Here is a 22,133-nt window from a genome sequence, read left to right on the forward strand (position 1 = left end):
TGCGGCTACTTCTTAACGAGTACCACGCGGCGGTTTGCCGCCCGTCCTTCTTCAGTGTTATTCGATGCAACGGGTTTGGTGTCACCAAAACCTATGGTGGACATCCGGCTTGATTCGATGCCTCTCTCGACGAGCGCCTGCTTGACACTGGCAGCGCGAGCGTCCGAAAGAGTCATGTTTGCGTCTGGTTTGCCGACATTGTCCGTGTGACCTTGTATTTCGACGTTTAGATTTGCGTTGTCATTCAGAAGCTCAGCCATTTGCTCAACGAGTATCAAGGACTCGCTTTGGATGGTCGACTTGCCCGTATTGAAGTTAATGGCAAGTGAAATGCGGCCCTTCGTGACTAAGGAATCTAACATGGCATTTGCCGTTATTTCCTGAACCATCTCGCCCTTCTGCACTGCGAATACGGTGTATCCTGAACCAAGATCGCGGGACGCAACACAAACCCAAGTCTCCGCACCGTTCTTGCTGAAGAGTCCGGTCACACGCCACCAATCTTCATCGTTTACATAGAGAACCTTCCCGCCGGCCTCCTGGATCGCATTCTGGAAGTTACGTACAATTGCCAATTGCGAAAGTGGCTTGCCACCTTCTTTTACATAGTAATCTACGAGCCAATATTGACCTTCTTCCCTAACGACTGAATCCGCACTTAACGGAAACTCGAAGAAACCGAAGTCCTCTGACGTACACTGGTCGATTATGTAGTCCTTGAGGCGGTTGAACAATGGCAAGTCACTGCAGCCGTCAACATCTCCCTCCGCGGCCGCGCAGGCGGTCGCTGAGAACAGAAGGGTGAGCAAGCCGAAGGCGGAGACCAGAATAGATTTCATAATACACCTTTTAATAATTGGGGGGGCTATTTCTTCTCATGGATACAGCAAAGGTGCGCTGTTTGGCGCGCGCGGATGACCGGGTTCCGAATTAGCACGAAATTTAGATTTGGCGGAGCACATTGTCAAGCCCCAGTCACTCTCGCAGTTCGACTCTCCCGGGTTAGACCGAACCACAAACGTGAGTATTCCAATATTGGCGCAACTTTCGCAATTACTTCATATATTACACCCAAATTGCGCATCCTCTGCGCACCTGTGCATGTCGTTTTCAACCATTTTCAAAACTGTGTGTCAAATGCTCAGAGGCCTGAACCGTTGACAGGAGTCACACTGAGAACCTCCCCAATTACAGCTGTTGCATCTATGAAAATCCATAAAATATTTATACTTGCGATGCCGATTTTGTGGCTTATGTCTTGTACTGCGCCTCACGACAACCCCCTTGATCCGGCCTCTCCATACTACGTCGAACCGAATCCTCCGGTGGTTGAACCCCCTGATCCTGAGTTTTCGACAAGTTTGCACAGTGTGCACAAAGACCGAACCACCTTTGACCTCTATTCCATAGACGCAGAGCTTTGGCCGGAAACAAACACGATCATTGATTCAGTCACGGTCCAGTACAAAGACACGACGCCACGCATTACCCACTTTCTGTCCTCAAGTGGCCACTGGATTTACACGTTCAACGACAACAACGTGGACAGTGATGACCTTGAGGGTGCCGTGGGTGAGCCGTTTTACTTCACGGTATATACCCGGTTTGATTCCATATGGAATGTGGGACCGGCCTACATGATTCGAGTCTTGCATGATACGCCGTCCACGTTGTCTCCGACTGGCGGAGTGACAGTGGGCCCCTTTCCAGTACTGGCGTGGAACGACTACAACGCGACGTTTCCCTACTCGTATCAGGCTCGTGTAGAAAGTGTAGACAGGCAAACAACCCGGGTCGTAACTGTTTGGGAGTCGGACACTCTGCAATCGAACACCATGTCAGTCATGGTTGCAGATTCCCTTCTCAATACCGCGCCGGACGATTCTTCAGACATTTTGAATTACCTGTGGACGATCATAGTCTATGATAATTTTGGCAATTCAGCCGAATCGATTGAGTCCACCTTCAAAGTTGACGCTGGGACATCACGATGAGCACTGGTCTTCTAACCTCCGAACAAGTCCTCGCGGCGGGACAAAAACTCCTCGAGTTAAGGCCGCTTGAAGAAGTTTTCAACACCGTGCTCGAAACGGCGGCGCAGGCGATGCACGCCGAGACGGCGATGATTATTCTCGCGAATAACGGATCACTATCGCTGGCCGCCGTACGGCAAAACACGGGTGACGCTCGCTCGCTCGACGAAGTCTCGCAGAGTTTGGTCAAGGAATCCATCGACGGCAACAAGCCAATTCTTACCGAAAGCGCCGTCGAAGATCCGCGCTTCTCCGGCAAGTCGTCGATCATTTTGCAGCACATTCAATCCGCCGCCATCGTCCCGCTGTCGGGCCGTAACGCCGTCGAAGGCGCGCTTTATCTGGATAGCCGCTCCGACCGCGATCTCTTCCGCAAAGAAAACCTTGCGCCGCTGGCGACGCTGGCCGCTTTTGCGACGTTGGCCATAGAAAATGCCCGCCGCTACGACCGTGCGCGGAGCGAGATTGCGGCATTGAAATCCAATGACGTCAAACGCTTGTTAGTTGGAGACAGTCACTCCATGCGCGAACTCTACGGATTGATCGCGCGGGTATCTCCAACGGACCTTCCTGTCATCATCAACGGTGAATCCGGCACCGGCAAAGAGCTGATCGCCCGCGAGATTCATCGCAACAGTCCGCGCGTCGATAAACCGTTTCTCGCTCTTTATTGCGGAAATGTGTCCCCCGAGCTCTTCGAGAGCGAGCTCTTTGGTCACAAAAAGGGCAGCTTCACCGGTGCCACGATGGACAAACAAGGTCTGGTCGAAGCGGCTGAAGGGGGGACACTCTTCCTTGACGAAGTCGCCGATATTCCGATGTCCCTGCAGGCCAAGCTCCTGCGCTACCTGCAGGAATCAGAGTACAGACGAGTCGGCGACGTCGAAATTCGCAAAGCCAACGTTCGTATCGTCACCGCAACGAACAAGGATCTCCAAACCGAAATCGAAGCGGGCCGTTTCCGGGAGGACCTCTTCTACCGGTTATTTATTCTTCCAATCACGTCTCCACCGTTGCGCGAACGTCGGTCGGACATCCCCCTGCTCGTCCACCATTTTTTGCGCAAAACAGGCAGCAAGGTGACCGGAATCTCCCCTGAAGCCCTGCGCCGGCTGCAGACCTACTCGTGGCCCGGGAACGTCCGTGAGCTTGAAAACACCATCGTCCGTGCCGCTGTCATTACGCGGAGTGACCGCATCGAAGTCGAAGACATCTCGCATCAGGCGATCAGCAAAGATTCTTCCGGCAATGAAGACTTAAGCTGGAAAGCCGCCGAAAAAACCCATATCTTGCAGGTGCTTGATCTCTGCGGCGGCAATCGCTCCAAAGCGGCGCTCATGCTCGGCGTATCGCGCCGCTATCTGCACTACAAATTAAAAGAGTGGGAAGAACAGGTTTCCTGATGAAACCTCTGGCGGAAAGACTTTCGGATCGCAAGCTGATTTCGCACGGCGACATCTCGTCAGCCTATCGTGCGCGCGATACGCGGCTCGATCGCGACGTCTTTCTGAAAGTTCTTCATCCGCATTTCGCTCAAGACCCTGATTTGCGCGCGCGCTTTGAACGTGAAGCCCGAGCCGCGGCCAAGCTCGACCATCCTCAGCTTGTCCGCATTTACGAGGTCGGTGAGGACCCGAACGAAGGCCCGTTCATGATCTTGGAGTGGGTGGAGGGCGAAACTCTCGCTGCGAAAATCATACGCGAAGGCAAACTTACGCCTGAACGGGTTGAGCGGCTCGCAAGTTCTTTGCTGAATGCGCTTTCCGTTTTGCATGCGCACGGAATCCTGCACCGGGACGTTAAGCCAGAGAATATCCTTTGCCGCAAGGACGGCGAGTTCAAGCTCACGGATTTCAGTCTTGCGCTGCTCTCTGATGCTCCCAAATTAACCCACCACACCGCCGTCGTGGGCACACCGGCTTATCTCGCGCCGGAGCTCGCGCGCGGAAAATCTCCCAGCGAACGCTCCGATCTGTTTGCCGCTGGAGTCGTGTTGTTTGAGGCGTCTACTGGCCAGAATCCGTTTTACGCCGAATCACTCCTCGAATCTCTGCGCCGTGTTCGCGAAGTCGAGCCTAATTGGAGCTTGCTCGCTCACTTGGGAGAGGACACTCAGCTCCCGTCTCTGATCAAAATTTGTCTTGAAAAAGAGTCCGATGCCCGTCCTGAGTCCGCGAACGATGCGGTGGTTCTGCTTACTGGAGGTACGCGCTTTTCCGCCGCCAGCGTGTCCGCAAGGTCGCGTGCGCGGGTTTTCACGGTGGCGGCTCTCGTTCTATTGATCGTTGGCGCCGTTGCGTATTTCGCCGCGGTCAGAAAGAGCGAGGTCCCGCAAGTTCAAACAATTCCTCCCGTTCCCGATACGACGAAAATTAGCATGGACACGTCGGCGGTGCCGGACACGGAACAGGCGGACACGTCAGCTTTCATGAGTGAACCTGCTCCAGATAACGAAGCGAAACCTCGTTTCGCTGAAAAGAGAGCCGAAGACTCGGTCACAAAACCGGAGCGAAAAATCGAACCGGAAAAAACCGCGGCGGCGGAGGCGGACAGTTTTAGTTTAAGTCTCGATACGACTCCATGGGCGAGAATCACAATGGACGGCAACGAATTGGGCTCAACACCGCTTGGTGCTCCGTTGAGATTGGAGAGGGGCGAACATATCTTGATGCTGCGCAACCCCGCGTTCCCACCGATTCAAGCGAAAATTGAGCTGACTGAAGACTCACGAGTTGATCTCCAGCTTGCCGCGTATGTCCAGCATGTCGAACTAACGGTAGAGCCGTGGGGCGATGTTTTTTTGGACAATGAAATGATTGGTGCTTCGCCCCTGAACAGATTGCTCGCCGTACTTCCCGGCAAACATACTCTGCGAGTCACTCATCCCACTTTGCAGACCGTTGAAAAAACTTGGCAGGCCGTCGCCGGAGACACCATCAAGTTCCGCGCCGATCTGACCAAGTCCGTACTTGCCCTCCGCACATCGGGAGAACCGAATTGACCAAACTCCTCGCCGTACTTTTCTTCTGCGCGTCCCTCTTCGCTCAAGACAATATCCTCTTCGAAGCCGATTCACTTTTTCATGCGGGTGACTATGAGCGCGTAGAATTGCTCGTGCTCCGCGCCGAACGGCAATTCGACCTTCCCGATTCGCAGATGGTCAGTTTAGAGCTGCTCGGCGGCTACTCTTTGATCATGCTCGACAGAGTGGAGGAGGCCCGTTCACATTTTCAGCGAGTGCTGGAGCTCGACTCGACCACGACTCTCGATCCGGTTTTGGTAAGTCCCAAGTTCCGTATTGTCTTTGATGAAGTGAAGGTAAGCTATCTATCGAATCGTGCGCAAGAAATTCCCGCGCGCGAACAGATGTACGGCACACTTCGCGTTGGCGCAAGTCCCGAGTCGCGAGTGATGAACCTCATTGTACCCGGCACGGGTTTTATTAGCGAAGGCAAACCCGTGCGCGGCGCGGTGCATTTCGTTTTGCAGGGAGTTGCGGCTGCACTTTGGCTCAGTGAACTCAGCCAAACCTCAGACGCCCGCGACAAGTATCTCGCCGCTGATTCCGCCAACGTCGCCCGCCTTTACGACGATTACGATTCGCACCACCAAAAAATGTGGGCGTATGGCCTGACTACCGCCGGAGTCTACATGCTGTCGCAGTTGGACCTTGCGCTCTTCCGTCGCTCAGAAACCCTGAAGCTCTACCCAACACCCACAGGTGCCACACTGAGCCTCCGCTTCTGACAGATTTGTTAGAGCCTTCGTTGATCTACATGTCCCTGCTTCGGTAGGGATTTTTCATTGTCCACGCGTCCATGCAGAAGGCTCTTCCTGATACGGCAACGACGTTGGTGCGCATCTCGTTCACACTCATTGTAACTGTGACGCACATTTCGAGCGGCAATATTGCTTGTATAGTTATGTATGTAAAGAACTTAAAGGACTGGAACGACAATTGCCATTATATAGAAACGAAGCCTGAGAGTTGTACAATATTTACAATAAACCAGTTTTGGAGAAAACAATGAAAAAGCTGATTCTAACTGTCCTGCTGGGCCTGCTTGGCGTAACGGCAGCCTGGGCTCAGACCGGCAATCTGTCGGTGACTGTTGTCGCTGGCGACGTACCGCTTCAAGGAGTTCTCGTGAATGTTGAAGCCGAGGGCCACGGTGGACCCGGCCGTCCGCATTTTAGCGGCACAACAGATGAGACCGGCGTAATTCTGTTCGCTGACATTCCGGCCATGGAATACGAAGTAATGGCAGGTCTTCCGGGCGTGCATCCTGAACATGCGCACGTCGACGTATTGGAAGGCGAAACGGCGGAAGTCACTTTGACATTCCCGTCGTTTGATCCGGCTCCGCGTATTTCTGTGCGCCCGGACAATATGCATTTTGGTCCGGTTGGCGTGGGTACGACGTTCACGCGCAATTTGGATATCGAAAACCGCGGTCAGTTGGACCTCACCGTCTCCATCGCACTGGAAGGCGACGCGTTTGGTCTCGGAGCGGAACCTGACTTTACGCTCATCCCCGGCGAAGAAGTGGACTTCCCCGTGACGTTTACACCCGCCGATACGATTGGTTACACAGGTACTTTGACGATTACGTCGAATGATCCCGACCACGGTACGATTATTGTTCCGCTGACCGGTTTCGGCGCCGTGATCATCACGGGCGGCCTGTCGGTGAACGTGATCGTGACGGATTCCAATGACGTCGCTTCGGCAGTGGACAGTGCGCGCGTGCGTGTTTCCTTTATCCGTGATCACGGCGGTCCGCGTCCGCAGCACTTTGTCGGTTTTACCGATGCGGAAGGTAACGTCACAGTCGATGCGATTCCGGTGGGCGTTTACAACGTCAACGCAGACAAGCCCGGTATTGGTTTTGCCAGCGACGTGATTGAAATCACCGAAGATCAAACTTCGTTCTTGACGCTTGAATTGGTTGCGGCTGACTCTTCCGAGCATGGACACCATGACGGACATCACGGCCATGGCCATCACTTTGAAATCGTCGAGCTCGCGGGCACGGCTATCGTGACGGCTCCTGACACGTTGGACCCGACGTTCTTACTGTACGCGCTGGACGTCGATGCGGACGGCATTGCTGACTATCGTTTGAATTTCGGTCCGGCAGATTATGATCCGGGCAACGGCGCAACCCGTCCGAACGACGGCGACGAAATTATCGTCACGGGCGCTCTGATGTCGCATGGCACGCCTCCGATGGTTCACGTCTACACAATTAATGGCATGGAATGGTGGATTCAAGATCCCGCCAATGACGGTGCTCACGGCGGCGACGCTGGTGGCCGCGCGACTGGCTTTGGCACTGACAACAACTTGGTCTGGGTGGAAATCACGGGAACAGTTTCGGTCATCGACGTCTACGGCGATGCGTTCTATGGCCTTGACACAGACAACGACGGCGTGACCAATTACGTCATCGACTTTGGCGACAACTACAACGTGAGCAGCCCGGCAATCCCGTCACTTGGTGAGAATGTCTCGGTGGTTGGCGGATTGTTGAATGGCGCTCCGGAAGCCTTGAATGCCGACTGGGTGATCGTCTATGAAGTGGACGGCCAGTTCTTCCGCATGCCCGGTGACACCGAAGGTCTTGAACCGATTGACGGCAGCACGAGCGTTAATCCGACCGATGCTCCGGTGGTATCCTCTCACTTGGTAGCGACAAACTATCCGAACCCGTTCAACCCGACGACGAACATTCAGTTCTCGACCCCGGTTGCCGGTTTGGTGAACATCACGGTGTTTGACGTCCTTGGCCGTCAGGTCGCCACGTTGGTCAATGACAATTTGACCGCGGGTACCTACACCACTCAATTCAATGCAGCGAGCCTGCCCTCCGGTATGTATATGTATCGCGTGACTGTGAATAACCAGTCCATCGTGAACCGGATGCTGCTCCTGAAATAACAGACTGCTCCCTCAGGCAGAAGCCCCCTTCCGGTTCTCCCCACCGGTTGGGGGCTTCATTTTTTTCTAAGGTCTCCCGGGGGATAAAAGGGGGTCTGAAAAGAACTACTACAGTCGGCCTCGGCCGTCTCTTCTTCGTTCATATTTCATATTTCCCCCTGCATCGAATCCAACAATTTCGTATACTAAAGATTACTCAAAACACAATGGTTTGAGAAGACTCTCTAACCTTAGCCATATCAGAAAGATACAAATTCGCAATCATGACCGTCTGGACCCGCGCCGCTCGAATTGAAGCTCTACGCGAGCACATCAAGCACCGCATCCTCGTTTTGGATGGCGCAATGGGTACGCTCATTCAGCAACACCGCTTGACCGAAGCCGATTATCGCGGCGAACGCTTCAAAGATTGGTCGCAGGATGTCAAAGGCAACAACGACCTGCTCTCTCTGACCAAACCTGAGATCATCAAGAGCCTGCACGCGCTCTATTTTGACAGCGGCGCGGACATCGCGTCGACCAACAGCTTCACGGCCAGCGCTCCTTCGCAAGCGGATTACGGCATGCAAGAACTCTCCGAAGAGCTAAACTTCGCCGCCGCCAAAATCGCACGCGAAGCCGCCGACGAGTGCGAGCAAGAAGATCCGTCTCGCCCGCGTTGGGTCGCAGGAAGCATCGGTCCCACGAACAAAACTCTCTCGCTTTCACCCAACGTCAATGATCCAGGCTATCGCGATTTGTACTTCGATCAAATGGTCGAAGTCTACGAGAAATGCGCGCGCGGCTTATTGAAGGGCGGAGCGGATCTGCTTCTTATCGAAACCTCTTTCGACACCCTGAACGCAAAAGCCGCAATCTTCGCCGTCGAAACTGTCTTTGATGAATTGGGCGAACGTGTGCCGTTAATCGTTTCCGGCACAATCACCGACGCCAGCGGCCGTACACTTTCCGGACAAACCACCGAAGCCTTCTGGAACTCCGTCGCTCACGCCAAGCCCTTCGCTGTCGGACTGAATTGCGCATTGGGCGCGGAGAATCTCACTCCATATATTCAAGAACTCTCCCGCGTCGCCGAGTGCTATGTCAGCTTGCACCCCAACGCGGGGCTTCCCAACGAATTCGGCGAATACGACGATACTCCCGAAACCATGGGCCGCGTCATGGGCGGCTTCGCCAAAGCCGGACTGCTGAATATCGCCGGTGGCTGTTGCGGCACACAACCCTCGCACATCAAAGCCATCGCCGAAGCAGTCAAGAACGAAAAACCGCGCACCGTCGTTCATCCACCGACTCGTTTACGTGTGTCTGGATTGGAGCCGCTTACCATCGGCGAAGAGAGCGGTTTCGTCAACATCGGCGAGCGCACGAACGTCACCGGTTCCGCTCGCTTTGCAAAACTGATTCTGTCCGGCGACTACGAAACCGCCATCGAAGTCGCGCGCCAGCAAGTCGAGAGCGGCGCGCAGATGATCGATATCAACATGGATGAAGGTCTGCTTGACTCCGAAGCCGCGATGGCGCGCTTCCTGAATCTGATTGCGACCGAACCTTCCATCGCGCGCGTGCCGTTCGTGATTGACTCTTCGAAATGGTCCGTCATTGAAGCCGGCTTAAAGTGCATTCAAGGCAAGCCCGTCGTCAACTCCATCAGCATGAAAGAAGGCGAAGCGGAGTTCCTGCGTCAAGCGAAACTCTGTCAACGCTACGGCGCGGCAGTCATTGTCATGTGCTTCGATGAGCAAGGTCAAGCCGACACCGTCGAGCGCAGAGTCACGATCGCCGAGCGTGCCTACAAACTATTGACCGAGAAAGCTGGATACGCGCCGCAGGACATCATCATCGATCCGAACATCTTCGCGATTGCAACGGGTATCGAAGAGCACAATGGCTACGCGCTTCAATTCTTCGAAGCCGCGCGTCAAATCAAAGCGAAGTGTCCGCACGTCCGCATCAGCGGCGGTTTGAGCAACGTCTCGTTTTCTTTCCGCGGCAACAATCCCGTCAGAGAAGCCATTCACTCGGTCTTTCTCTATCACGCGATTCACGCAAGCCTCGACATGGCGATTGTAAACGCGGGCGCGCTTCCGATTTATGATGACATCGAGCCGCAGCTACTCGAGCGCGTGGAAGATGTCGTAATGAACCGCCGCGCCGACGCAACCGAGCGTCTGCTCGAAATCGCGTCAACCGTCAAAGGCAAAGCCAAAGACAAAACGGTCGAGCTGGAATGGCGTAAGCACAGCGTGCAAGAGCGCTTGACACATGCCCTCGTTGAGGGCATCGACGACTACATCATCGATGACACAGAAGAAGCACGGCTTCAATTCCCGGAACCCATCGAAGTTATCGAGGGTCCTCTGATGGCAGGCATGAACCGCGTCGGAGATCTGTTTGGAGCGGGGAAGATGTTCCTTCCGCAAGTCGTCAAGAGCGCGCGCGTCATGAAGAAAGCCGTCGCGCATCTGATTCCTTTCATCGAAGCGTCGAAAAAAGCAGGCGAACAAAGCAGTAAGGGAAGAATCCTACTCGCGACGGTAAAAGGCGACGTACATGACATCGGCAAAAATATCGTCGGCGTCGTGCTGCAGTGCAACGGCTTCGAAGTCATCGACCTCGGCGTGATGGTGCCGAGCGCGAAGATTCTCGAGTCCGCAAGCAAAGAAAACGTCGATTTGATTGGCTTGAGCGGGCTGATCACTCCGTCGCTCGAGGAGATGACTTTTGTCGCTTCTGAGATGGAGCGCCTGAACATGAAAACTCCGCTCCTGATCGGCGGAGCCACGACTTCACGCGTGCACACCGCGGTCAAGATCAGTCCCAACTACAGCGGCCCGACTGTGCATGTGCTGGATGCTTCGCGCGCCGTCGGAGTTGCCACAAGCCTAATTAGCAAACAGCTTCGCGAAGAGTTCATACGCGAAACCGTCGCCGATTACGAAAAAGTTCGCGTGATTCGAGCTCAGCAATCCGCAGCGCAAAAGCTCGCGACGTTGGAAGAAGCTCGCGCCAATCGTTTGAAACTCGATTTCAACACGCCGCCCGTTCCCAAACATCTCGGTCTCGAAGTATTGCGAGAATATCCGCTCGAGCAATTGGTCGACCGTATCGACTGGACGCCGTTCTTCCAAGCCTGGGAACTCGCAGGCCGCTATCCAGCAATTTTGGAAGACAAAGTCGTAGGCGAAAGCGCACGTTCACTATTCAAAGATGCGCAAGCCATGCTGAAAGAGATTGTCACACAGAAAAAGCTCAAAGCACACGCAGTGTTCGGGCTTTTTGCGGCGAATTCATCCGGTGATTCGGTTGAACTCTACACCGACGATACTCGCTCCCGGGTGATCACGACTTTCCACATGCTGCGTCAGCAGATGAAGAAGGACTCATCCTCGCCTAATTTGTCTCTGGCCGATTTCGTCGCGCCAAAAGAGTCCGGAGTTGCCGACTACATGGGTGTTTTCGCGGTGACATCCGGCGGCGAATTGAACAAACTTGTCGCGGAGTACGAAAAGCAGCATGACGACTACCGCGCGATTTTGCTAAAAGCACTCGCGGATCGTTTAGCTGAGGCCTTCGCCGAACACCTGCACGAGCGCGTCCGCCAAGAGTATTGGGGCTATGCAAGCGAAGAGAATTTGAACAACGACGAGTTGATCAAAGAGAAGTATCAGGGCATCCGTCCTGCTCCCGGCTATCCCGCCTGTCCCGAGCATTCCGAAAAACGTACGCTCTTCGACCTCTTACAAGCAGAGCAAAGCGCGGGCATAACATTAACGGAACACTTCGCGATGCTTCCCGCATCGTCCGTCTCCGGCTACTATTTCTGGCACCCCGAATCAAAATACTTCGGCATAGGCAAGATCGCCGACGATCAAGTCCAAGACTATGCCCACAGAAAAGGCATTTCTTTGACAGAAGCCAAACGCTTGCTCTCCGCAAATCAGGACTAACGCACCACTCGCCGAGCGGGGATTAAGCGCGTCAGCGCGGTTCCCCGCCGGAATCTGAGTTTCCTCTTTCCAATTTCCACTTTTCTCTTTTCCCCGATGCTCGACCTCCGTTCCGACACAATCACAAAACCCACCGGCGCGATGCGCATGGCGATGTCGCAGGCCGAGGTGGGCGACGACCAATTCGGTGAAGACCCGACCGTAAATCTCCTTCAAGAACGCGTCGCCGACTTACTTGGCAAGGAAACGTCGCTGTTTTTCCCGACAGGCGTGATGGCGAATCAATGTGCCTTAAGAACGCTGACTCGCCCCGGCGATGATGTGGTCACGAGCTGGGAGCCGCACATTGTCTTCCACGAAACCGGAGCATCGGCGGCCAACTCGGGAATCCAAATGACGCAAGTCGGGCATCGCGGTCTCTTCACACGCGAAGAGTTTCTTGCGGCCTACAATGCTCCCGGCCACATCGTACATCCGCCGACAACTGTCGTCGCCATCGAGAACACACACAACCGCGCAGGCGGAGTCATCTTCCCGCAGGACGAAGTCGAAAAAATCTGCGCTGCCGCCCGCGAGCGCAACGTCTACTCTTATTGTGACGGCGCTCGCTTGTGGAATGCCGCGCTCGCGTCAAACAAAAGTTTTTCCGAACTCGCGGCACCGTTTGATCTCGTATCGGTCGCCTTCTCCAAAGGCCTCGGCTGTCCGGCAGGCTCAATGCTTGCGGGAACAAAAGAAGTCATCACTCGCGCGACACGTTACCGCCGAATGCTGGGTGGAGCGATGCGGCAATCGGGAATACTTGCGGCGGCTTGTTTGCATGCGCTGGATCATCACATTGAACAGCTTCACAACGACCACTTGAACGCGAAGTTGATTGCAGAAAAACTTGCCGAATCGAAACACATTAGGATTGATCTTGCGACGGTCCAAACCAATATTGTCATCTTCGATTTGAATGACTCCGCTCCGTCAGCCGAAGAAGTTGTCGCGCGCGCACAAAAGTACGGCGTCGAGTTCTTCGCCTTCGGTCCGCGCACGATTCGTTTGGTGACGCACAGAGACATAACTCAATCACAATGCCTCGAAGCCGTATCCCTCATCTTGAAAGCAGTTGAAGCGTAGGTCTTTTACACTTCTTCTGATTCCTCCCGCGACGTACCTCGCGTCGTATCTGTATCTCGCCTTTTTTCACCACAAGTTCTGGCTCTGGAACACGGTGGTCCACGAGTCCGGCAGACTCACACTTCTCGAAACATCTCTCTACGCGTCCCACTTCCTCGGCCACATTCCAACGCTTGTAGTCATTGCATTACTCTTCTCAACTTGGTTCAAACTCCTTTCAAAAGAAGGAGGTGGGTGGTCGTGGAACTGGTTCGGAGTCTCTCTGGCGTTCACTGCAGTTTGTTTTGCGGGCAGCGTCGCTTGGTTCGGGTTACAGGATACTCTCGGCTACGTCACTCTGTCTAAGCAAAGCGAGGTTCGCAATGCATCAGGCGGATCCTACTTGCTGCATCTTCCCAGCACGCTTTCGCTGACAATCCTGATCCCGCTGTTCATTGCGTTCGCGCAAGTTGTCGTCGGTCAACGCCCGCAATGGCATGCGCGCCATCTCAAAACTCTGGCAGCTATCATCGCGGCAGCAATAGTATTCGCCATAATAGTTGCTCCGTCGAGTTTCCTTTTCTCCTTGCACGATCCTCGCTATCTTGCGCACAGTGTCCGCGAGTTGGCGACGTTTCCATTGACGTATTTTCCGATTCCAATCGCGTTTTGGCTCGCCAGAAGGGCAGGGGGTGAAGCAATTGACCTGCAGGCGAAGCGCGGCCTGGCCATTCTGGCCATTCTTTCTGTCCTTCTCCTTATCTATCAAGTCACAATTCCGCTTGGTTCAGGCATCAACTCCCTTGCTCAGCACCCGTCCTTCTCACCTGGCCCACTTCCAGTCTCCTACCTCCTCGCATCGCACTACTTCGAACACATTCTTGATACGTTGTTTTTCACAGCAGTCTGTTTTACCTTAATTCCGCCACGAGGAGTAAACAATTGATAATTCCTCCCTTCATAAGTTGACAGATTTTACCTCAATTTTGGGATTTCTTGAAGATAGGTCAAAATTTGAGGCTTTGGAATCTCGGTCAAAAGTGACGAATACACACTATTTCTGCTTGACTGCTCCCGATTGCTTTCCGATATTGTAACAGGATTCGGGAGTGCAGCGCCATAGCAACCTCATCCAACGAAAGACTTCGCGCTGGTTTCGTAATAATAGGGTTACATTCGACACATACGCTTTTCTTGCGCAGCGTGACCCCGAGTCCTGTTCCCTAAGAATTGGATCGGGGTCTCCTCGTTTCTGGTCCACAACAAACAAGAGAGAACCTCGTTTCTAATGAAAAAAGGTTTTGGCTGGCTAGTAAAAGAATTTTTCGCGGCCTGTTGGGAAACAATCAAACTTCCCTTCTGGCTGTTTGGTGTTGGTTGGAAGCGACTGGTGTCGTTTGGGCCGCGAAGAATCGGCCTTGTGCTGTTTGCGACATCCATGGTCGTGGTGTTCTCTCTCATATTTTTTGTCGAAGTGACGTCGCAGCCGACGTTTTGCCGGTCGTGCCACGTGATGGAACCCTATTTTGACGCGTGGGAAACCTCGACGCACAATAACGTCACCTGCACTGAGTGCCATATTCCGCCCGGACTGGAAGGCACGGTCCACGCGAAATTCATGGCTCTGTCCATGGTTGCGAATTATTTTACGGGCGTCTACAAGCGTTCGAAGCCGTGGGCGGAGATCGAAGATCGCAGTTGTTTGCGGGAAGGCTGTCACGACACGCGCCTGCTCCAGAGCACGGTCGAATTCAAAAATGTGAAGTTTGACCACAAGCCGCACATTGAGCAAGTCCGCCGCGGCCGGCAGTTGCGCTGCACGTCCTGCCACTCGAACATTGTGCAGGGCGAGCATATTTCTGTAAATGAATCGACCTGTTTCTTGTGTCACTTTAAGCCGGACACGACTGGAGTGTACACACAGCTCGCGACTTGCACGAACTGCCACAATCCTCCGACGGGTGTGATGGCCGCCGACACGAGTTTTGACCACACGGAGATGTTGGCTCGCAAGGCCAATTGTTCGGATTGTCATGCCAGTGAAGTCGCGGGAGACGGCTATGTTCCGCGCGAACGCTGCAACTCGTGCCACGCGCAGGTGGCGCATATCGAGCGCTACGACGATCACGACTTTGTTCATCAGATGCACGTGACGGATCACAAAGTGGAGTGCACGGCCTGCCATATTCAAATCCGTCACGGCAAAGAAGCGGTTGCTTTGGCCAGCACGCAGCGCACCTGCAACCAGTGTCACGGAAGTCCCGACGATGCGATTGAGAAGGTTTGGCTCGGACAATTGCCGGGCATGCCGCTTTCACCTTCAAAGATGTCCAAGGCCGGCATGGATTGCAAATCCTGCCACGTGGGTGACGTTCACGCGATGGGCAAAGACAAACCCAGCCCCGTTTGCACGCCCTGCCACGATCCGGGATTTGACAATCTGTGGACTCGCTGGGACGAACCGCTTCAGCGTCGCATCAAAGAGCTTGAAGCAAAAGCCGAACGTCTGGAGCCTGCGGAACGCGACTCGATGTTAGCTGCGCTGGATATCTACCGCCGCGGCAATCCTTTGCACAATCCGGAAATGATCGAGCTGCTTTCTGCCCGCATTGAAGGACAGGACCTTATGTCGTCAGCGTCATGCTATAGCTGCCACCCGGCGGCCGGCGACGCTCTCGTAATGTACGGGGGGAATACGTTTGACCATCGCAAGCATTCGACGGCCAACAAATGTGAATCCTGCCACTCGACGTCCCAGGAAACGCACGGCCGGCTTGTGATGACGAAAAATGATTGCAACAGTTGCCACCATCAAACTGTTGCCAAGGGCAATGCCAAGTGCGAGTCTTGCCATACGACTCAGGCCGCGGTATTTAACGGCAAGATTCCGGAGTTCGCCAGTGCCCAGCCGTCATTCAAAGTAGATCTTGATTTTGCGTGCACCGATTGCCACGAAACCCGCGGCGCCTCAGTTTCCCGCAACGTGGCTCCGGTTTGCGTAGGCTGCCACGATGCGAGTTTTGCCGACACGCTGCACGGTTGGCAAAACAACGCGGCTCAATTGTCAAAAACGGTTCATGAAGCGCTTTCGTCTTATAAACCCGGAAGCGAGAAATATAAACAATACAGTCAGCTCGCCGATCTTCTGCAAAAGGATGGCAGCGGTTCGGCTCACAACCCGTCACTATTCAAGCGGTGGTTTGAATCCATCGGTGCCGCCCAATGAACCCAAAAAATAAGAGCAAGACTACCGCGAAAGGAGCCCCCATGTCAACAGTTGGAACGCGTGTGATGAAGACTACACGCGCCGACGGGGCCACAACCCCGAGAGTGAATAACGATTCGCCTCAGGGCTTGCTAACCCTGTCCGAAGCTGCCGAAATGCTCGGCCGCGTACATCGCACCACAATTATGCGCTGGGTGCGGGAAGACCGTCTGAAATGTGTGCGCTTGTCACGTAAAGTAATTCTTTTTGAGCGCGACGAGATCAACCGCTTTGTCCGTGAGCACAGGGCAACCGGCCAGTAGCAAAATGTGCCTGCAAACTGCAACAACCGGGCAAAAATAGCCGTTATTTGGATACGTTTGGGAGCGTTGGTGCAGTTTTGCAAGTAATCATGATCGCTTTTGGAATTGTTAGTCCGAATTTATGCCTCTATTATTATGTTTGTTTAAACTGAGTTTGTAAATCCTATTCACTGTTTTGTTTCAAATTACGCAAATTCAGTTGACCCTGTAAGGGGTGTCTAAGTTTAGAAAAACCTTGCTCTCGGTACGAAAATTGTTTACAATTGGTGCAGTGACTTGTCATTAGACTGAGTCATGCGACAAATGTGAGCAAATGAATACCCGCCAAACTCGATACTATTCTTCGCTTACTTCGTCTTTAGTTACGAAGACGACCGACTGCCCGCTAAATCTGACCAAAATCATCTATTATAATTGATCCCCTGTGAGCCGCACTCGCAGGGGCATTTTTATTCCGGAAATACCCGGAGCAACCATTAACGGGAAGAGGACCCGATAAGGGATGCACACATGAGAAAAACGAAACGAAATCCAGCAGCGTTCATTATTATCAGCTTATTCGTCTTGGCCGTGGCCTTCATGGGTTGCGAAGGAGACAAAGGACCGGCCGGTCCGTCAGGTCTAAATCCTGACATGCCGCCGATCATCACCGCCGTCGTCGCCGCACCTGACTCAGTTGGTACGGGCGAAAATACTACTCTGTTTGTGGCAGCCTATGACCCGAACGGCGATGCCATGACCTATCAATGGTCTGCCAGCGAGGGAACGCTGTCGAGCCCGACGTCGTCGGTAACCAGCTACACTCCGCCATCTGGAATCGGTGTCTACACTATTACGGTCACCGTTTCTGACAATGACGGCAGCGTATCGGGAACCGTGAATGTCGGCGTGAACATGTACGTACCTTCTGCCTTCCCGAGCTATCTCGCGGATGACGAAAACCGCTGCTCGCACTGCCACCAGGCTAAGGTCGAAGGCTGGCGCGAAACCCACCACGCGCACGCTTGGGATGCATTGGTAGCCGCAGGTTCCGAAAACAATCCGTACTGCGTCCAGTGCCACACCACGGGCTATGACAATGTGGTCAATTTTGACGGCTCGATCGCCACGCCCGGCGTGGACAATGGTGGTTATGACGACTATGCCAATCCGACGTTGCGCAACGTGACTTGCGAAGCATGCCACGGTCCGCTCGGTCCGGATTTCTCGTCGCACGAACCTGACGTTGAGTTGGTTGTGACAGGCGAAACCTGCAACCGCTGCCACTCGCAGTACGAAGAATATGAAACGTCGATCCATGGCACGTCTATCGAACGCGCCGGCGGTATTGAAGAGTTCAATACCGAGTGGAATCGTTCATCGTGCTGGGAATGCCACATATCCGAAGGCTTCATCAAGAAGTGGGATGCCGATTGGGCAACTCGCGACGTTCCTGCTGAAGGCTACCAAGTTTCCTGCGCCACGTGCCACGACGTCCACTCTTTGGATGAAGCCAACAACCCCGCATATCTGCGTGGTTTGGATGCCTTCCCGATCGTCTACGGTGGTCCGGACTACCCGGAGGGATTCGAAGTGCCCAACGAAGATCTCGGTTTCTTGAGCTATGGCAAAGGCCAACTTTGTGCGCAGTGCCACCACGCTCGCCGCTCTGAGTCCAACGTGCAAGGCCAGATTGAAAACGGCAGTGGTCACCCCGGACCGCACGCCAGCCCGCAGGCCGACATGACGCTTGGCTACGGCTCGTACGAAATCCCCGGCTATACCTATGAACGCGTATCGCAGCATCAGCCGAACGTGGTCAGCGGCGACGGCAATCTTGCGGACATGTGCGTAACCTGCCACGTCCACACGATTCCGGGCGACACTCCTGGTCATGACTATCACGGCCACAGCTTTGCGCCGGTCGTGGAAGCCTGCAACGCCTGTCACTCGACTCCGAACGATTTCGACTATCACAACAAGCGTTCAGAGATCGCGACTCTGCTTGATCAGCTTCTCAACATGCTGCCCAACGACGGCGAAGAGCCGCTCTTCGATACCGAAAATACCACTCGCGAACAGCGTGAAGCTGCCTATGCTTGGTTCTTCGTTTTCAATGAAGGATCGATGGGCGTGCACAATTACGAATACGCGCATTCGCTTCTCACCAACGCAATCGATTACTTGACTCCGGGACAGCCCCTGCTCCAAGAGCAGAGGAAATACGCCTCGAAGTAAACCCAAGTAACGTTCCATTTTGTTCACCTGCGGGCCGTTTGGCCCGCAGGTGAACAGCTCATGTAACTGTCGCACTCTCATGCGAAACAACAGGACTCTTCGGACAATCGTCTTGCTTGCGGTTGTGGCCGGATTCGTTTTTGTCGGCGTGACGTCCGCAAATGCGGTCTCACTCTCGGGCAGATTCGGAGTCTGGTCATATCTTCGCGACGATTCCGTTGACCACGTTCAGGTCGTTCCCCTCCTCAGCGTAAATTTGCGCAATCTGGACAAAGGCGGCGCGTGGTCATTCGAAAGCACCTTGCGCGGCTATGCCGATTACCAAAACGGCTGGGCTGACGCGTCATCCGCCTTGCGCGTGCATCGCGCACTCCTGATATGGAAACCCAAGACCAAGCCGTGGGAAGTCCGCGCGGGTCAGCAGTGGGTCTACGAAGGAGTTGCTCGCGGCAACGTGACAGGTTTGTGGGCTGGCTACAAACCATGCTCCGCGGGTGAAGTTCACGTCTTTGCCGGAAGCCGCATCCCGTCGTCTTTGAACCTGACTGAAGAAAACCCGGATGGCGGAGTCGCCGCCGGAATCAGTCTTCAACGCAGATTCGGAAAACGCCTCTTCAAGCTGTCATACTATTATGTCGGCAAAGACGGAGACGTGCTCTACAACGGCGCGGGATTGGACTACGCCTGCACGGCAATCACGGATGTCACGATGCGAGTGAGATTGCACTTCAATCTTGAGCAATCCAACATCGAAACCGGTCAAGTTTCGGCCTTCTGGCAGACGAACGACCGGCTTCTTTTGTCTCTTGATGCCCGCACCGAAACACCGCGCATCTTTGAAGATTCCTATTTTACGAGATTTCTCGAAGACGTTTCCACCAATGCCGTTCGCGGCGGCGCGCAATATCTCGTCTATCAGCAACTCTACGTCACGGGCATGGGCTACGCGGTCTTCACCGAAGAAGATTTGCTCTACAAAGCTCGCGCGGGAGTTGGATGCAAAATGATGGAATTCGGCTACACGCATTGGCTCGCGGCGGACAAGGGAGATATGGACGGCTTCTACGGAGAGATCCGGCACGACTACAGAACGTTCGAGGGCCGCGCAGGGTTTGACTATTCGCGCGGTTCCAACAGCGAGATCAGACCCAACACCGAGTCGCAAGTTATCTTCGGCGGACTGCAATGGTCGCCGTGCAACAAATCTACGCTCGGAGCTCGCATCGAACATCTGAAAGATCCCGCGCATTCCGAAGATTGGCGTGCGCTGTTTTCGCTGGTCACAACTTTCCGTTCCAAAGTGAGGAGCGGATCATGAAAAAGTACATCTTTATTCTTCTCGCCGTCCTGACGGTTGCACTGTTCGCCAACGCCGGGCCCGAAGAAAACCCCAAATCCGCTTTCAGTCACGGTTTGCACGTGGACGAAAACGGCATGGCATGCACCGATTGCCACTCCGCCGCGGCGTCCAGCACGACAGGCAAGGACAACCTGCTTCCCAAGTGGGCGGTTTGCTCCGAATGCCACACAGCGGACGACATTGCGAACAAAGGCGTGCAACTCGGTGAAGCCAAAGACGGCTTTGTCTTCGACAGCGAAGGTGCATATTTACAGAAGTTCCCGCATCAGAAGCACGTGAAGGATGCGAATCTCGAGTGTGCGGTTTGCCACGGCAATTTGGACGAGCCTGTCATGGACGGAAAGCTCGGACATTTCCCGCGCATGCCGCAATGTATCGAGTGCCACACCGAGCGCAACGTCGCTATGGAGTGCAACACTTGCCACATGCCCGACGACAAGCTCACACCCGAAGATCACGATTTATTGTGGACGCAGCGTCACGGGATTTCTTCAACGATGTCCGACGCCCAGTGCATGATGTGTCACAGAAGCGGCACGGAGCTCGATTGTCAGGCTTGCCACCAAGGCGACGTCACCAGCAAGCCGCATCCCGAAAACTACATATTTAGTCACGGTCAAGACGCGCATCTTTCCGATATGCGTTGCGCGACCTGCCACGAACAGCGCAGCTTCTGCCTTGATTGCCACCGTGACATGAACGTCCTTCCCGCCGATCACTTCCGCGCGGGCTTCCTGACGATGGACGGCGGAACGCACGGCGAATTCGCGCAATTCGATCTTGAAAGTTGTATGTCCTGTCACGACACGCCGAACGCCGAACCAACCTGCGCGAGGTGCCACGATGCGAAATAAGAAACAAAGTAGCGTCGCGGCGGTGGGTGTCTTCACCCGCCCCGCCTACCGAAAATTTGCAAGCGCATTGTTGGCCCTTGCTGTCGTGTTGGCGTTCATCTCCTGCAGTGAAGACCGCGTGACCTCGAACTACGACACGCATCCGACGAATTGGATGGATCAATACAGTGAGGATTGGCACGGCACGGCGGCGCTGCAAAGCAAAGGCGAAAGCTGTTTGGGCTGTCACTCTGCCAACACGGAAGGCATCACGTTTGACGTCGGTCCCTCCGATTCAGGCGAAGAAACCGGTCTTGTCAGTTGCAAAGAGTGCCACAACTATCCGCACGGCGTTGACTACGTTCCGCAGCACTTTCTCGATATTCGCGCGGCAAATTGGATGAACATGGCCGAATGCCAGGCCTGTCACGGCGTGGATTTCGCGGGTGCGAACACTGGAGCAAGCTGCAATGAGTGTCACACTCTCGCGGGTGGTCCGGCGGCGTGCAACACCTGTCACGGTTATCCTCCGACGACGACTCGTCCCTTGGGTGACCGCAATCCCGGTGCTCATTCAGCGCATTCCCGTTATGCCTGCACCGAATGCCACAGAGCCGTAACCGGATTGGATCATATTAACGGTTTGCCTGCCACGGTATCGTTTGTGGACGCGAATATTTCCACGGCCAACGACTACCCGGTTTCATACACGAGCCCCAGCAATTGCGCGACGTGGTGTCACTCGAACTTGCATGACGGTGCGCCGATGGTGCAGGTGTCATGGAACACCGGACAAGAGCTTACTCAGTGCCGGTCGTGTCATCAGATACCGCCGCAGACTCCATTTCATCCGACAGACAACCAGTGCCATCATTGTCATCCGAACATTGATCCGAATTCGAACTACAACGACGCAAACTTGATCAGATTCTTACCCGGCGACACGCTGCACGTCAACGGCGTGATTAACGCGATCTTCCCGGGGAGCAATTAGGAAATCGCCATCTGCCTTGAAAAATAGAGCGGCCCGGTACGAGATACCGGGCCGCTTTTATTTTCAAATCTCCCCCCAAGATCTGCGTAGCAGTTTTGGGGGGATTAAGGGGGGCTTCTGAAAAAGAGTCGAGGTAATTGCTCGGCTCTTTCTTTTTGTCATCCTCTGTAAGGACC

The 22,133-nt window shown here is 54.3% G+C and carries 15 protein-coding genes; 14 read left to right on the forward strand and 1 reads right to left on the reverse strand.

Features of this window, described 5'->3' with window-relative positions; all coding sequences use genetic code 11:
• Positions 1-5 precede the first annotated feature (5 nt).
• Positions 6-839, reverse strand: a complete 834-nt coding sequence (locus H6507_01085; protein ID MCB9367694.1) for an OmpA family protein — start codon at positions 837-839, stop codon at positions 6-8.
• Positions 840-1,205: 366 nt separating this feature from the next.
• On the opposite strand from H6507_01085, the gene H6507_01090 reads away from it, so the two are divergent.
• The 14 genes from H6507_01090 to H6507_01155 all read left to right on the forward strand — a co-directional run bounded on the left by H6507_01090 (position 1,206) and on the right by H6507_01155 (position 21,957).
• Entirely contained in the window at positions 1,206-1,994 is a 789-nt protein-coding gene (locus tag H6507_01090) for a hypothetical protein (GenBank protein MCB9367695.1), read from the forward strand.
• Entirely contained in the window at positions 1,991-3,436 is a 1,446-nt protein-coding gene (locus H6507_01095) for a sigma-54-dependent Fis family transcriptional regulator (protein MCB9367696.1), read from the forward strand. Before H6507_01090 ends, H6507_01095 begins: the two co-directional genes overlap by 4 nt.
• Positions 3,436-5,034: a serine/threonine protein kinase gene (locus tag H6507_01100; GenBank protein ID MCB9367697.1), complete on the forward strand. Its 1,599-nt coding sequence runs from the start codon at positions 3,436-3,438 to the stop codon at positions 5,032-5,034. The genes H6507_01095 and H6507_01100 overlap by 1 nt, the downstream gene beginning before the upstream one ends.
• The gene (locus tag H6507_01105) at positions 5,031-5,780 is read left to right on the forward strand and encodes a hypothetical protein (protein ID MCB9367698.1); all 750 of its coding nucleotides are present in this window, start codon (positions 5,031-5,033) and stop codon (positions 5,778-5,780) included. The genes H6507_01100 and H6507_01105 overlap by 4 nt, the downstream gene beginning before the upstream one ends.
• Positions 5,781-6,060: 280 nt before the next feature.
• A complete protein-coding gene (locus tag H6507_01110) occupies positions 6,061-7,974 on the forward strand; it encodes a T9SS type A sorting domain-containing protein (GenBank protein MCB9367699.1) in 1,914 nt (637 codons plus the stop codon).
• Positions 7,975-8,237: 263 nt separating this feature from the next.
• Entirely contained in the window at positions 8,238-11,921 is a 3,684-nt protein-coding gene (gene metH, locus H6507_01115) for a methionine synthase (protein ID MCB9367700.1), read from the forward strand.
• A gap of 96 nt (positions 11,922-12,017) precedes the next feature.
• A complete protein-coding gene (locus tag H6507_01120) occupies positions 12,018-13,046 on the forward strand; it encodes an aminotransferase class I/II-fold pyridoxal phosphate-dependent enzyme (protein MCB9367701.1) in 1,029 nt (342 codons plus the stop codon).
• Complete coding sequence (locus H6507_01125) at positions 13,036-13,971, forward strand: hypothetical protein (protein MCB9367702.1); 936 nt, start codon at positions 13,036-13,038, stop codon at positions 13,969-13,971. Before H6507_01120 ends, H6507_01125 begins: the two co-directional genes overlap by 11 nt.
• Positions 13,972-14,313: 342 nt before the next feature.
• Complete coding sequence (locus tag H6507_01130) at positions 14,314-16,251, forward strand: cytochrome c3 family protein (GenBank protein MCB9367703.1); 1,938 nt, start codon at positions 14,314-14,316, stop codon at positions 16,249-16,251.
• A gap of 41 nt (positions 16,252-16,292) precedes the next feature.
• A complete protein-coding gene (locus H6507_01135; protein MCB9367704.1) occupies positions 16,293-16,553 on the forward strand; it encodes a helix-turn-helix domain-containing protein in 261 nt (86 codons plus the stop codon).
• Between the two features lie 510 nt (positions 16,554-17,063).
• The gene (locus tag H6507_01140) at positions 17,064-18,770 is read left to right on the forward strand and encodes a PKD domain-containing protein (protein ID MCB9367705.1); all 1,707 of its coding nucleotides are present in this window, start codon (positions 17,064-17,066) and stop codon (positions 18,768-18,770) included.
• 79 nt (positions 18,771-18,849) lie between these two features.
• Positions 18,850-20,088, forward strand: a complete 1,239-nt coding sequence (locus tag H6507_01145; protein MCB9367706.1) for a hypothetical protein — start codon at positions 18,850-18,852, stop codon at positions 20,086-20,088.
• Positions 20,085-20,984 (forward strand): cytochrome c3 family protein, encoded by a 900-nt coding sequence (locus tag H6507_01150; protein MCB9367707.1) that lies wholly within the window; start codon positions 20,085-20,087, stop codon positions 20,982-20,984. The genes H6507_01145 and H6507_01150 overlap by 4 nt, the downstream gene beginning before the upstream one ends.
• A complete protein-coding gene (locus tag H6507_01155; protein MCB9367708.1) occupies positions 20,974-21,957 on the forward strand; it encodes a hypothetical protein in 984 nt (327 codons plus the stop codon). Before H6507_01150 ends, H6507_01155 begins: the two co-directional genes overlap by 11 nt.
• Positions 21,958-22,133: the final 176 nt, after the last annotated feature.

This window comes from Calditrichota bacterium (genome assembly GCA_020637445.1).
Lineage (GTDB): Bacteria > Electryoneota > RPQS01 > RPQS01 > RPQS01 > JABWCQ01.